The 12,431-nt window shown below is 63.4% G+C and carries 13 protein-coding genes; 12 read left to right on the top strand and 1 reads right to left on the bottom strand.

All coding sequences use genetic code 11. The features are described 5' to 3' along the window. Nucleotides 1–290 precede the first annotated feature (290 nt). The 12 genes from E4S58_RS02360 to E4S58_RS02310 all read left to right on the top strand — a co-directional run bounded on the left by E4S58_RS02360 (nt 291) and on the right by E4S58_RS02310 (nt 10,903). Complete coding sequence (locus E4S58_RS02360) at nt 291–473, top strand: hypothetical protein (protein ID WP_136634711.1); 183 nt, start codon at nt 291–293, stop codon at nt 471–473. A gap of 133 nt (nt 474–606) precedes the next feature. After that, complete coding sequence (locus E4S58_RS17820; RefSeq protein WP_169052579.1) at nt 607–777, top strand: Flp family type IVb pilin; 171 nt, start codon at nt 607–609, stop codon at nt 775–777. A gap of 116 nt (nt 778–893) precedes the next feature. Further along, nucleotides 894–1,751 carry a Flp pilus assembly protein CpaB gene (gene cpaB, locus E4S58_RS02355; RefSeq protein ID WP_136634710.1) on the top strand — a complete coding sequence of 286 codons (858 nt, stop codon included), beginning with the start codon at nt 894–896 and terminating at the stop codon, nt 1,749–1,751. A 171-nt stretch (nt 1,752–1,922) separates the two neighbouring features. Then, entirely contained in the window at nt 1,923–3,347 is a 1,425-nt protein-coding gene (locus tag E4S58_RS02350) for a type II and III secretion system protein family protein (protein WP_136634709.1), read from the top strand. A gap of 5 nt (nt 3,348–3,352) precedes the next feature. Beyond that, nucleotides 3,353–4,015 (top strand): OmpA family protein, encoded by a 663-nt coding sequence (locus E4S58_RS02345; protein WP_136634708.1) that lies wholly within the window; start codon nt 3,353–3,355, stop codon nt 4,013–4,015. A gap of 198 nt (nt 4,016–4,213) precedes the next feature. Next, the gene (locus E4S58_RS02340; protein WP_136634707.1) at nt 4,214–5,461 is read left to right on the top strand and encodes a CpaE/TadZ family protein; all 1,248 of its coding nucleotides are present in this window, start codon (nt 4,214–4,216) and stop codon (nt 5,459–5,461) included. A gap of 17 nt (nt 5,462–5,478) precedes the next feature. Beyond that, on the top strand, nt 5,479–6,981 hold the full coding sequence (locus E4S58_RS02335; RefSeq protein WP_136634706.1) for a TadA family conjugal transfer-associated ATPase: 1,503 nt from the start codon (nt 5,479–5,481) through the stop codon (nt 6,979–6,981). Nucleotides 6,982–6,986: 5 nt separating this feature from the next. Then, complete coding sequence (locus tag E4S58_RS02330) at nt 6,987–7,958, top strand: type II secretion system F family protein (RefSeq protein WP_205965341.1); 972 nt, start codon at nt 6,987–6,989, stop codon at nt 7,956–7,958. A 15-nt stretch (nt 7,959–7,973) separates the two neighbouring features. Beyond that, nucleotides 7,974–8,975, top strand: a complete 1,002-nt coding sequence (locus E4S58_RS02325) for a type II secretion system F family protein (protein WP_136634705.1) — start codon at nt 7,974–7,976, stop codon at nt 8,973–8,975. Further along, nucleotides 8,972–9,532: a tetratricopeptide repeat protein gene (locus tag E4S58_RS02320; RefSeq protein WP_240789436.1), complete on the top strand. Its 561-nt coding sequence runs from the start codon at nt 8,972–8,974 to the stop codon at nt 9,530–9,532. Before E4S58_RS02325 ends, E4S58_RS02320 begins: the two co-directional genes overlap by 4 nt. A 30-nt stretch (nt 9,533–9,562) precedes the next feature. Continuing rightward, a complete protein-coding gene (locus E4S58_RS02315; RefSeq protein ID WP_136634704.1) occupies nt 9,563–10,408 on the top strand; it encodes a tetratricopeptide repeat protein in 846 nt (281 codons plus the stop codon). A gap of 3 nt (nt 10,409–10,411) precedes the next feature. Continuing rightward, a complete protein-coding gene (locus tag E4S58_RS02310) occupies nt 10,412–10,903 on the top strand; it encodes a prepilin peptidase (RefSeq protein ID WP_136634703.1) in 492 nt (163 codons plus the stop codon). Here the strand turns inward: E4S58_RS02310 and E4S58_RS02305 are convergent. Further along, complete coding sequence (locus E4S58_RS02305) at nt 10,876–12,414, bottom strand: hypothetical protein (RefSeq protein ID WP_136634702.1); 1,539 nt, start codon at nt 12,412–12,414, stop codon at nt 10,876–10,878. The two genes, E4S58_RS02310 and E4S58_RS02305, sit on opposite strands and share 28 nt — an antisense overlap. Between the last annotated feature and the right edge of the window lie 17 nt (nt 12,415–12,431).

Below are 12,431 nucleotides of genomic sequence, written 5' to 3'. Positions count from 1 at the left end.
CAGACCGGCCTGAAAAGGCGTGGCATTTTCGCAATGGCGCCCGCCGAAACACCGCGAAACCGCAGCGGCAAACGCAATATTTTCAATCAAATTCAAAGCGTTAAGCGAATATTCATCAAGGCTGCCTGTTTCTTTATTTTCGTGCCAATGATGCCCAAATGCTGCCCAAATTCGCGGGCTATATGACGCTGTCCCGGAAAGGTGGTGTCCATGGAGGAGAGAGCCATGAGTGCCATTCCAACCGAACCGGAACATTGACACATCGATACGATCCTCTGGAGGGACACGACATGCTTAAATTCATCAAGAACTTCCGCAAGGACGAACTCGGCGCCGTGACGGTTGACTGGGTTGTTCTGACCGCTGCCGTCGTTGGCCTGGGCGTTGCCGCCTACGGTTCCATCAAGACCGGCACCACGACCCTGACCGGCAACATCGGCTCCTACATGGGCTCGATCACCCCGGCCGAATAAGATCTGCACAGTTCCGAACTGCGCAAACAGGCCGTGCCTTCCGGGGCGCGGCCTTTTATCTAAGCCCGCCCCACGCCACGGCTCGGACGGGCCCGCAGGCACAGCAACAACCCCCTAGAGATACGGGTGAGCCATGAAAGCCAGACTTCAGAGATTCCTCGCCTCGGACGAAGGTGCCGTGACCGTGGACTGGGTCGTCCTGACGGCCGGCGTCGTCACCGTGATCGTGCTGATCTTCGGGGCGGTCAGCGAAGACACCCTGGGCCTTGCCGGGAACATCGGATCCTACATCGGATCCCAATAAAACCGTCACCACACAACCCGATCCCCACCCTTCTTTGGCCACATTCGCTTGCGAAATATTAAGAAGAGAGTGGCAGGTGGCACAGGCCACCACAGGTGAGACAAAGGATAAAAGCCATGCGAGCAGTATTCGGTTTGGTTCTTGTAGTCGGGCTCGGCCTTGCCGGGTTCGCCGTCATGATGGTCAAGGATTTCATGGCGCAGCAGGCCGTGATGGCCGAAGCCAAGGCGGTGCCGGAAACGGTGCCGACCAAGATGGTCTATGTCGCGAAGACGTCCCTGAAATACGGGGACGAGCTGACCAAGGCTGACGTGCGCCGGGTTGAATGGCCCGAACAGGCCATGCCGGCCGGCGTCTTCTTCGAACAGGCCGAGCTTTTCCCCGACAACGATCCCCGCCCCCGTTTCGTGCTGCGCGCGATGGAGCCGAACGAGGCGATCATGGACGTGAAGGTCACCAAACCCGGCGAGGACGCCGGCCTGACCTCGCGCCTGAACAAGGGCATGCGGGCCTTCGCGATCAAGGTCGACGTGGCCTCGGGCGTGTCGGGCTTCCTGCGCCCCGGTGACCGCGTGGACGTCTACTGGACCGGCCGGGTCGACGGCGTCGACCGCGCGTCGTCCGGCGAAGTCACCAAGCTGATCGAAACCGGCATCCAGCTGATCGCGGTCGACCAGATCGCCAACGGGGACCACTCCGAGGCGATGATCGCCCGGACCGTCACCGTCGCGATCAACCCGCAGCAGGTCGCCGCCCTGGCCCAGGCCCAATCCACCGGCCGCCTTGCGCTGTCGCTGGTCGGCAACCTGGACGACACCGTGGCCGAGGCCATCGAGGTTGACCAGCGGTCGCTGCTGGGCCTGGCCGAAGCGCCGAAGATCCAGGAGGCGCGCGAAGCCCCGAAGCAGCAGGTCTGCACCATCCGGACCCGCCGTGGCGCCGAAGTGGTCGAGACCCCGATCGCCTGCAACTGATCCCTGCAGACCCTGAATTCCGCCAAAGCCGCAGGCCCCGCCTGCGGCTTTGCTGCATCAGGATGTGGCCAAAAGGCTTTGATTCTTGCATGAAATCCGAAACTGGCGCAGTATGAGTCAAAATCACGGGCAAAAAGACCCGACCAGAGGCGTGATCGAGAGGCAGGTCACATGACACATTGCAAATTCCTTGGGGCCGCCCTTCTTGGGTTGTCCCTGACGTTTGGTACCCTGTCCGGCCCCGCCGAGGCAAAGACGCTGAGCATCGTCAATCGAAACTCGGACAGTCGGCTGAACGTGTCGATCAACCGCGCGGTCGTCGTGGAAAGCGACGTCTCCTTCGCCGAACTGTCCATCGCCAACCCCCAGATCGCCGATATCTCGTCGCTGTCGGACCGGTCCATCTACGTGCTGGGCAAACAGCCCGGGATCACCACGCTGACCTTGCTGGACGCAGAGGGGCGGTTGATCACCAACGTGGATGTGGTGGTGTCGGCGGATATCTCGGAATTCAAGGAACGGCTGCGCCAGATCCTTCCCAACGAGAAGATCGAGGTGCGCACCGCCAACGACGGCATCGTGATGTCGGGCGTCGTGTCGTCGTCGCAGAAACTGCAGCGCGCGCTGGATCTGGCCGAACGCTATGCGCCGGAACGCGTGTCCAACCTGATGAGCGTCGGTGGCGTGCAGCAGGTGATGCTGAAGGTCCGCTTTGCCGAAATGCAGCGGTCGGTGTCCAAGTCGCTGTCGGCCTCGCTGGCGATGAACGGCAACGCGCTGAACGGCAACCTCGGGCTCTCGGGCGGCTCGGGCCGCTATTCGAACTCTGCCAGCCAGGGCAATGGCCTGGGCGGCACCCTGCCCGCCTCGAACACCAACTCGGGCGCGACGCTGCTGGGCTTCAACGCCGGGGCCGTCCAGGTCGGTGTGCTGCTTGAAGCGCTGGAATCCAAGGGCGTGGTCCGCACCCTGGCCGAACCCAACCTGACCGCCCTGTCGGGCCAGGAAGCCAAGTTCCTGGCGGGCGGCGAATATCCGGTGCCGGTGGCGCAGGACGGCGGGTCCGTCACGGTCGAATTCAAGCCGTTCGGGGTCGAGATGAACTTCATCCCCCGCGTGGTGGACGACAAGATCATCAACCTGGAACTCAAGGCGGCCGTTTCGGCCATCGACCCCAACAACGGGTTCGAGCTGAACGCCTTCCGCATCGATGCCTTCAAGCGGCGCGAGACCTCGACCACGGTCGAGTTGCGCGACGGCGACAGCTTTGCCATCGCGGGCCTGCTGCAGGACGACTTCCGTGACCAGAACAGCCAGATCCCGTGGCTGGGCGACATTCCCGTGCTGGGCGCGCTGTTCCGCAGCGCCGAATATCAGCGCGAACAGTCCGAACTGGTGGTCATCATCACCGCGCACCTAGTGTCCCCCACCCGGGGCGAGGCGCTGGCCCTTCCAACCGACCGCGTGAAGCCCCCGTCCGAGAAGGACCTGTTCCTGTTCGGGCGGACGTCGAAAGACGCCAGCAAGCTGCGCGGCGCGGCAAAAGAAGTGGCGAAACAGGACTTTAACGGGTCCTACGGCTATGTGATGGAGTGAGACAGATGGTGCGTGCCCCCAAACTCATCCTCGCCGCCGCCGCCGGGATCACCCTTGTCGCCAGCTGTACCCAGGACAGCGCCCGCACCTTCCACAGCGAAGCGGGTGCCTTCGGGGACAACGGCTTTGGCAATGCCACGATGAACAACACGCTGGTGATGTCGGGCGAACGTGACTACGTGCTCAGCCTGGCCACCCGGTTCGCCGAAGAGGTCGACAGCACGGTCAACTTCGCCTTCAACTCGGCCGTGCTGGACGCGCAGGCGCAGACGGTCCTGCTTAAACAGGCGCATTGGATCCGGCAGTTCCCCGAGGTGCGGTTCAAGGTCTATGGCCACACCGATCTTGTCGGGTCGAATTCCTACAACCAGCGTCTTGGCCTGCGCCGGGCGCGCGCGGTGGTGAATTTCCTCGTGTCGCACGGTGTCAGCCGCCAGCGGCTTGAGGCTGTCGTGTCCCGTGGCGAAACACAGCCGTTGATCGTGACCCAGGGCCAGGAACGGCGCAACCGCCGGACCGTGACCGAGGTGACGGGCTTCGTGCGCGGCAACCCCCTGATCCTGGACGGAAAATACGCGCAGATCATTTACCGCAGCTATGTCGAAAGCGCCGTGCCTGCGACCGGCCTGTCGGGCACCGAGCTGTCCGGGTCGGCCAGCGGCGGGTAATCAATCGCGCCTCCGGCTCCGGATCGTTGCCGGGGGTCGCACAATTAATTGGATTTGGCCCCACTATTGCCCAGATTCCCCGCCATCCTGATCCGTGAAGCATACCGTCTGACTTGAGTCGGACTGTCGCACCGGCTCCGGGAAAATATCCGGAGATAACAGGCGAATAAGCCGGGCGAACTAACGGGATCTGAGGCAATGACTGCGATCGAAGACGAGCACACAGAAGAGGCACCGATCCTCGCCTGCACAATCCGGAGGGATCCGGACGGCTTCGAACTTCTGATCGAAGACATGGAAGCGGCGCTTGGGGATGCCTGGGGCGATCTGGGTTTTGCCGAGGCGCTGATGTTCTTCAACCAGCCCGAAGCTCAGTCGCTTGAATTCATTGCCGTCGCCATGGACGATGAGGACGAAGACAACATCGGCCTTCTGGGCGAGGTCATCAGCCAGGCGCGCAACAACGGCATCAAGGTCATCCTGATCGCCGAAGATGTCAGCCCCTCGGCACTGCACCAGCTGCTGCGCAAGGGCGCCGACGAATTCGTCCCCTACCCCCTTCCCGAAGGTGAACTGGCCGCGGCGATCGAACGGCTGCAACAGCCCGAGCCGGTCGTCGAAGATCGCGCCCCGTCACGCAAGTCGGCCAAGGGCACCAAGGACGGCGCGGTCCTGGTCTGTCACGGCCTGGCCGGTGGCACCGGATCGACCACCTTCGCGGTGAACCTGGCGTGGGAACTGGTGCATGCGGTCAAGAAGGGCGAAGAGCCCCCGAAGGTCTGCATCATCGACATGGATCTGCAGTTCGGCGCAGTCGGGACCTATCTGGACCTGCCCCGCCGTGAAGCAATCTACGAACTTCTGTCGGACACCGAAGCGATGGACGACGACGTGTTCAAGCAGGCGCTGCTGGACTTCGACGGCAAGGTGCACGTGCTGACCTCTCCGTCCGAGATGTTGCCGCTGGACCTGATCAGCTCGGACGACGTGACCCGCCTGATCGACATGGCGCGGTCGCACTTCGATTTCGTCGTGATCGACATGCCCTCGACGGTGGTCCAGTGGACCGAAACCGTGCTGAACGCGGCGCATGTATACTTTGCGATGATGGAGCTCGACATGCGGTCGGCCCAGAACACGCAGCGGCTCAAGCGGGCGCTGCAGGCCGAAGACCTGCCCGTCGAAAAGCTGCGCTATGTGCTGAACAAGGCGCCCAAATCGCTGGATCTGCAGGGCAAGTCCCGCGTCAAGCGTCTGGCGGAAAGCCTTGATATCTCGATCGAAGTTCAGCTTCCCGATGGTGGGAAGCAGGTCATGCAAAGTTGTGACCACGGTCAGCCTCTGGCCCTGACGGCGGCAAAGAACCCGCTGCGCAAGGAGCTGCAGAAACTGGCCCGGTCCTTGTACGAAGTGGGTGAACAGGCGGCGGACGCTGAAGCGGCCTGAAGCAGGGGAAACGGGGAATGTTTTCAAGATACAAGAAAGAGGCACCGTCAGCACCTGCCCCGCGTCCGAAACCGGCCGCGGCGCCGCGCCCGTCGACCGCAGGCACGGGCAATGGCGCGGCCCTGCGCGAACCCTCGAACCTCAAGCCCACGGGCGGCGCGGTCAACGCGGTGTCGCCGGGCACCATGCGCAAGCCGATGCCCAAGTCGGCCGCCGTGCCCCTGGCCGCGGACAAGAACCGCAAGCGCAAGGAACGGCTGGGCGAGATCAAGCTGGAACTGCACCGCGCCCTTCTGGACAACCTGAACCTCGCCGCGCTCGACAATGCGACCGAACAGGAACTGCGGCTCGAGATCAATTCGATCGCGACCGAAGTCCTGCAGGAAAAGGGCATCGTGCTGAACCGCGAGGAACGCACGACCCTCAACCAGGAACTCTACGATGAAGTGAAGGGCCTTGGCCCGCTGGAAAGCCTTCTCAAGGACGAAAGTGTTTCGGATATCCTTGTGAACGGCCCGCACCAGATCTTTGTCGAACGCGACGGCAAGCTGCAGCTGTCGGATGTCACCTTCAAGGACGAAAAGCACCTGCTGCGGATCATCGACAAGATCGTGTCCGCCGTCGGCCGCCGTGTCGACGAGATGAACCCCTATGTCGACGCCCGTCTTCAGGATGGATCGCGTTTCAACGCCATGGTCCCGCCGATCGCGGTGGACGGGTCGCTGGTGTCGATCCGGAAATTCAAGAAGGACAAGCTGGGCATCGACGATCTTGTCCAGTTCGGCGCCTTCACCGAAGAAATGGCCGCCTACCTTCAGGCCGCCGTGGCCACGCGCCTGAACGTCATCGTTTCGGGCGGTACCGGTTCGGGCAAGACGACCACGCTCAACGCCCTGTCGTCGTTCATCGACGACAGCGAACGGATCCTGACGATCGAGGATACGGCCGAACTTCAGCTGCAGCAGACGCACGTGGGCCGGATGGAAAGCCGCCCGCCGAACGTCGAGGGCAAGGGCGCGGTTTCCCCCCGCGACTGTCTGAAGAACGCCCTTCGTATGCGCCCCGACCGGATCATCGTCGGGGAAACCCGCGGCGAGGAAGTCATCGACATGCTGCAGGCCATGAACACCGGCCACGACGGGTCGATGACCACGATCCACGCCAACTCGGCCCGCGATGGCGTGAGCCGTTTGGAAAACATGATTGCCATGTCCGGGATCGAAATGCCGCTGAAGGCGATGCGGTCCCAGATCGCGTCGGCCGTGCATCTGATCGTGCAGGCCTCGCGTCTGCAGGACGGGACACGCCGCATGACCTCGATCACCGAAGTGACGGGCATGGAAGGCGACGTGATCTCCATGCAGGAGGTCTTCCGCTTCCAGCGCACCGGCCTGACCCCGGAAAACAAGATCGTCGGCCATTTCACCGCCACCGGCGTGCGGTCGCACTTCTCGGAACGTTTCAAGATGTGGGGCTATGACCTGCCCGCGCATCTCTTTGAACCCACCCGGATGGAGTAAGACCCGTGTCGATCAGCCCGGAACCGATCATCTACGGCGTCATCTTCATCGCCGTGCTGGCCATCATCGAAGGCATTTACCTGCTGTTCTTCGGCAGCTCGGTGCGGGCCAACCGCAAGGTGAACCGCCGGCTCGAGATGCTGGACAAGACCGGTGGCAACCGGGAAGAGGTTCTGGAAGTGCTGCGCAAGGAAATGCAGCAGCACATGACCGCGCAGAAGGTGCCGCTGTATTCGCTTCTGGCGGACAAGGCGCAGAAGGCGGCGATTGCCTTTACCCCGCAACAGCTTCTGCTGCTGATGGTGGGCCTGTCGATGGTCGTCTTCCTTGCGCTGACCATTGCCACCGAAAGCTCTGCGCCCCTGCGTGCGGTCCTGTCCGTCGGCATCGGCGTCGGCGCGATCTACTTCTGGGTCAACAAGAAGGCCAAGAAGCGCATGTCGATGATCGAGGAACAGCTGCCCGATGCGGTCGAGCTGATGGTGCGGTCGCTGCGCGTCGGGCACCCGTTCTCCTCGGCGATCCAGATCGTCAGCCGCGAGGTCGCCGATCCGCTTGGCTCGGAATTCGGGGTGATCGCGGACGAAAACGCCTATGGCCGCGACCTGGGCGAGGCGCTGAAGGACATGGCCGAACGCATCGGCCTGCAGGATCTTCGCTTTCTCGCGGTCGCCGTGACCATTCAGCAGCAGTCGGGCGGTAACCTGGCGGAAATCCTGGCCGGTCTGGCCGGCGTGATCCGGGCCCGGTTCCGGCTGTTCCGCCGCGTGAAGGCCATCACCGCCGAGGCACAGTGGTCCGGCATGTTCCTGTCGGGCTTCCCGGTCGCCGCGCTGATCGCCATCAACCTGATGGATCCGAACTATTACGACGAGGTGATGGATCACCCGTTCTTCATTCCCGCCTGTTTTGCCGTGGCCGCCTTCCTTGGGCTGAACCTTTTCGTCATGCGCAAGCTGGTGGACATCAAGGTGTGATCGGGGGGAGAGATCATGCAACAGATTAACGCGATCATCGTGGACATGCTGGGGCCCCTTGGCCCCCTCATGCTTGTCGGCGGGCTGGGAGTCCTGCTGATTGTCGGGTCCCTGCCCTTCATGCTGAAGAAAGAGGTCGACCCCCTTGAAAAGCTGAAGAAGAACAATGGCGCGCCTGTCCCGGCGAACGCCAAGGACCGCCTGCGGACCGGCAAGTCGAACAAGCGGCTGGAACGGTATTCCAGCTTTCTCGAACCGCAGAACGAAAAAGAATATTCGGCCATGCGCACCAAGCTGCTGCAGGCCGGGTACAGGTCCAAGGACGCGGTGCGCTATTATCATTTCGCGCAGTTCTCGCTTGGCATCTTCGGGCTGCTGGCCGGGGTGATCTATTATCTGTCGACCATGGCGGGCGATCCCAATGTGACCACCCAGCAGACCGTCATGTGGATCCTGGGCCCCGGCGGGGCCGGGTACATGTTGCCCAAGTACTGGATCAACAAGCGCCAACAGGAACGCCAGGAAGAGATCACCAACGGTTTTCCCGATGCTCTCGACATGCTGCTGGTCTGCGTCGAGGCCGGGCAGTCGATGGATCAGGCCATCCTGCGCGTGTCCGAGGAAATCGCAGTATCCTATCCGTCGCTGGCCGATGAATTCCAGATGGTCAGCCACGAGATCAAGGCCGGCAAGGACAAGGCTTCGGTGCTTGGCGACATGGCCGACCGCTGCGGCGTGCCCGACATCGCCTCGTTCGTGACGGTGCTTGTGCAATCCGCCAGCTTCGGCACCTCGGTCGCGGATGCGCTGCGGGTCTATGCGTCGGAAATGCGCGACAAGCGGGTGATGCGGGCCGAGGAAAAGGCCAACAAGCTGCCCACCAAGATGACGCTGGCCACCATGATGCTGACCGTGCCGCCGCTGCTGATCATCCTGATCGGCCCGTCGGTCCTTGGCATCACCAAGATGGGCGAGCTGACGGCGCAGACGACGCAGCAGAAGGCGGACGAACAGTGATCCGGGCGGCCTGCGCCGCCCTTGCCTGTCTGATCGTCGTCGGTGCCTGCACCGACACGGCCCGGATCGACAAGGATACGCCCTATGCCCCGGGCGTGGACCGCAAGAAAGAAGCGGTCGATGGCATGATCGTGGGCAACCGCCTGCTCGAGGCCAAGCAATACGAACTTGCGCTGGACGCCTTCACCCGCGCCGCCGCCACCGAAGGGCTGACCCCCAAGGTCTATGCAGGCCTCGGGGCCGCGAACCTCGGGCTTGGGCGCCTGGGACAGGCCGAGGTGCAGCTGCGCGAGGCGATCAAGGCGCCGGACGCCGCGCCACAGACCTGGAACAACCTTGGCGTGGTGCTGATGGACCAGGGCGAAGTCCCCGAAGCGGTCGAGGTTCTGCGTCGCGCATTTGCCCTATCCAACGGAGAAAATGACGAGATTCGCGACAATCTTCGCTTGGCACTCGCCATGAACGACAAAACAGTCTATGATCCGGATGCAGAACAAGAACTCGACTTGGTACGCAGCGGGTCCGGACAGTATCGGCTTCGCGAGCAGTTCCCATGATCGGGGCAGAGCAGTAAAGGACGCAGGCACATGCGCCACCCTGTTTTCGTGATCTCCTGTCTGGCGGGGGCATTGGCCCTGTCTGCCTGTTCGAAGACGTCGACCAGTGAGGTCAACCGCGCTTTCCGCGATGTGAACGTCGTGGACGAAAGCAATCTGAACGACATCATGCTGACGGTCGGGGATCCGAACGAAGCCGTGGTGCATTTCCAGCGCACGCTGCAGGACAACCCGGACCGCATCGACGTGATGCGCGGCCTGGCCCAAAGCCTGATCCGCGCCCGCCGCCCCACCGAAGCCGTGGGCGTCTGGGCCAAGATCGTGGCCCACCACGAGGCCACCGATGACGACAAGGTGGATTACGCCGAGGCGCTGATCCGCAACGACGAATGGGACAAGGCCGACAAGGTGCTGGACAGCGTGCCGCCGACCCACGAGACCTACAAGCGTTATCGGCTTGAGGCGATGGTCGCCGACAGCAACAAGGAATGGACCAAGGCCGACAGTTTCTATGAAACCGCCATGGGCCTGACCACCAAGCCCGGCGGCGTCATGAACAACTGGGGCTATTCCAAGCTGACGCGCGGCGATTTCTCGGAAGCCGAGAAGCTGTTCGCCCAGGCGATCCAGCAGGACCCCGAGCTGTTCACCGCCAAGAACAACCTGATCCTCGCCCGCGGCGCGCAGCGCAACTATTCGCTGCCGGTCATCCCGATGCAGCAGACCGAACGCGCGCAGCTTCTGTACACGCTTGGTCTGAGCGCGGTGAAGCAGGGCGATGTCGAAACCGGCAAGTCGCTGTTGCGCGAAGCCATCGACACGCATCCCCAGCACTACGAAGACGCCGTGCGGTCCCTGCGCGCGCTTGAAAGCTGACACATGCTGGCGCTGGACCCGGTCGCCGCCCGGGCCTTCCTGCCCTTCGTGGCGGTCATCGGGCTCTACGTCGCCTGGAGCGACCTTCGGGCCATGCGCATCCCCAATGGCAGCGTGATCCTGCTGGCCCTGGTCTTCATCCTGATCGGGCCCTTCGTCCTGCCGCTTGAGGTCTATGGATTTCGCCTGATCCACCTGGTCGTGATGCTGGTCGGCGGCATCGTCCTGACCGCGCTGCGGGTGATGGGTGCGGGCGACGCCAAGTTCATCGCCGCCGCCGCGCCCTTCGTCGCGCTGGCCGATCTGCGGCTTGTCTTCATGATCCTCGCTGCGACCATGCTGGCGGCCTTCGCCACGCACCGCGCTGCGAAACGCACGCCCCTGCGGCGGCTGGCACCCGACTGGGAAAGCTGGGACCGCAAGCGCGACTTTCCCATGGGAACCGCGCTGACCACCGCGCTGACGCTTTACGTGGCGTTGGCCGCGTTTTCCTGACCGGTGATCCGGTACAGCGTGAAAGCCTCGGTCCGCCCGACCTCCTCAAGCGTGACACCGGCCTGATCCAGCAGGTCCGTCACCCTTTGGCGCGCCCGAAGGTCGGCGGGGCAGTCGGGCACCATCACGTGGGTCGCATCCGCCAGCCCCGGCAGGCCGTCGTAGTACCACGGCGTGCCACCCTGCAGCGGCCGCAGCCCCGCGAACATCCAATGCGCCTGGAACAGATCCGCGACCAGGGGCTGGCGGTCGATCGTCGGGTCAAGCCGCGTCAGTTCCGCCGCGTCCCGTTCCAGCGTGGTGATCAGGCCACCGGACAGCTCGCACTCGGGCAGATCCCGCCCGCGAAACACCGCTGCGGTCTGGTCGGGCGGGGCCACCAGCGTGACCTTGGCAAAGGCCGCCTCGGCCCGTGCGGTCACCATGCGCAACGACGCATCGCCGGGCAGCAGGGGGCGCGACAGGTCGGCCGGGGCCAGCACATGGCGCAGCGGGCTGTATAGGACGTTGGCCATCATCGGCAGCACCAGCACGCCCGCCGCGACGGCCGTCATCCGCAGCCCACGATACCCGGCCCCCTGCCCGCCTTGCGACAGGCACCAGCCGATCAGCGCGATCACGGCCAGCCAGATCGGATCATTGCCGTAGTTCTGCCAGCTGATGAAGGTGAAGGCGGCAAAGAACAGAAGCGTCAGCGCCGCCAGATCCTTCCGACCAATGCGCCCGCCGAAATAGATCAGGGCGGCGGCCACCAGCGTGACCGGAAGGCCAGCGGGCGACAGGATCAGCGCCCGCCAGTCAGCCCCCGGGGCGGCCCTGTTGGGGGACCCGGCGACTGTCAGAAGGTCGGCCAGGTAGGCTTGCCAATAGCCAACACCCAGCACCATTGTCACCGCGCCCAGAACAATCAGGGCAGTACCGATCGCAGCAAGCAGCGTTTTGGTGCGACCGTTTCGCAACAGTCCGAAGATGACCGGCAGGGCCAGAGCCACCGGAAAGGACACCTTTATCATGGCCATGGCCGCCATCAGCCAACCGATCGCGATGCCTTCTCCGACCGATTTCGGACGGGTCCCGGGCAGGAAGACCGCCAGAACGACGATAGATGACGCCGCCCAGCACCAACGATTGTAATGCATCGACAGTGACACAAGCGGGTCCGTCCCGCCGAAGACCAGGGCCCCGGTCAGGCCGGTGACACACAGCCCGAAGACCGCCGCCTGCACGACGGTCAACCTGCGCAGGGCGATCAGCGCCAAGGGCGGCAAAAGTACAACCAAAGCAACCATTTGCCCCCAGACCATGGCACTGCCCAGGCCAAGCCCCGCGCGGTGCAGCAAGGCCATCGGCAGGGTCGCCCAGCCGCCGACAGGTGTCGCGATATCGTGATGAAAGACCGCCCCTGCGGACTGGCGCAGAACAAGGTCGCTCAGGTGCACCATGTCGGCTTCGTGACTGGTGAAGAACAGCCCGCCGCCGATCAGCGTCAGCGCCGCCTGCATCAGCGCCAAGGCCCCGAGAACAATTA

The sequence above is a fragment of the Pseudooceanicola onchidii genome, assembly GCF_004959925.1.
Taxonomy (GTDB): Bacteria; Pseudomonadota; Alphaproteobacteria; order Rhodobacterales; family Rhodobacteraceae; genus Pseudooceanicola; species Pseudooceanicola onchidii.
This window is presented reverse-complemented; position numbering and strand designations above follow the sequence as displayed.

Coding starts and splice junctions, on each gene's coding strand:
- E4S58_RS02360 (WP_136634711.1), top strand. CDS start 291: ATGCTTAAATTCATCAAGAACTTCCGCAAGGACGAACTCGGCGCCGTG.
- E4S58_RS17820 (WP_169052579.1), top strand. CDS start 607: ATGAAAGCCAGACTTCAGAGATTCCTCGCCTCGGACGAAGGTGCCGTG.
- cpaB (WP_136634710.1), top strand. CDS start 894: ATGCGAGCAGTATTCGGTTTGGTTCTTGTAGTCGGGCTCGGCCTTGCC.
- E4S58_RS02350 (WP_136634709.1), top strand. CDS start 1,923: ATGACACATTGCAAATTCCTTGGGGCCGCCCTTCTTGGGTTGTCCCTG.
- E4S58_RS02345 (WP_136634708.1), top strand. CDS start 3,353: ATGGTGCGTGCCCCCAAACTCATCCTCGCCGCCGCCGCCGGGATCACC.
- E4S58_RS02340 (WP_136634707.1), top strand. CDS start 4,214: ATGACTGCGATCGAAGACGAGCACACAGAAGAGGCACCGATCCTCGCC.
- E4S58_RS02335 (WP_136634706.1), top strand. CDS start 5,479: ATGTTTTCAAGATACAAGAAAGAGGCACCGTCAGCACCTGCCCCGCGT.
- E4S58_RS02325 (WP_136634705.1), top strand. CDS start 7,974: ATGCAACAGATTAACGCGATCATCGTGGACATGCTGGGGCCCCTTGGC.
- E4S58_RS02315 (WP_136634704.1), top strand. CDS start 9,563: ATGCGCCACCCTGTTTTCGTGATCTCCTGTCTGGCGGGGGCATTGGCC.
- E4S58_RS02310 (WP_136634703.1), top strand. CDS start 10,412: ATGCTGGCGCTGGACCCGGTCGCCGCCCGGGCCTTCCTGCCCTTCGTG.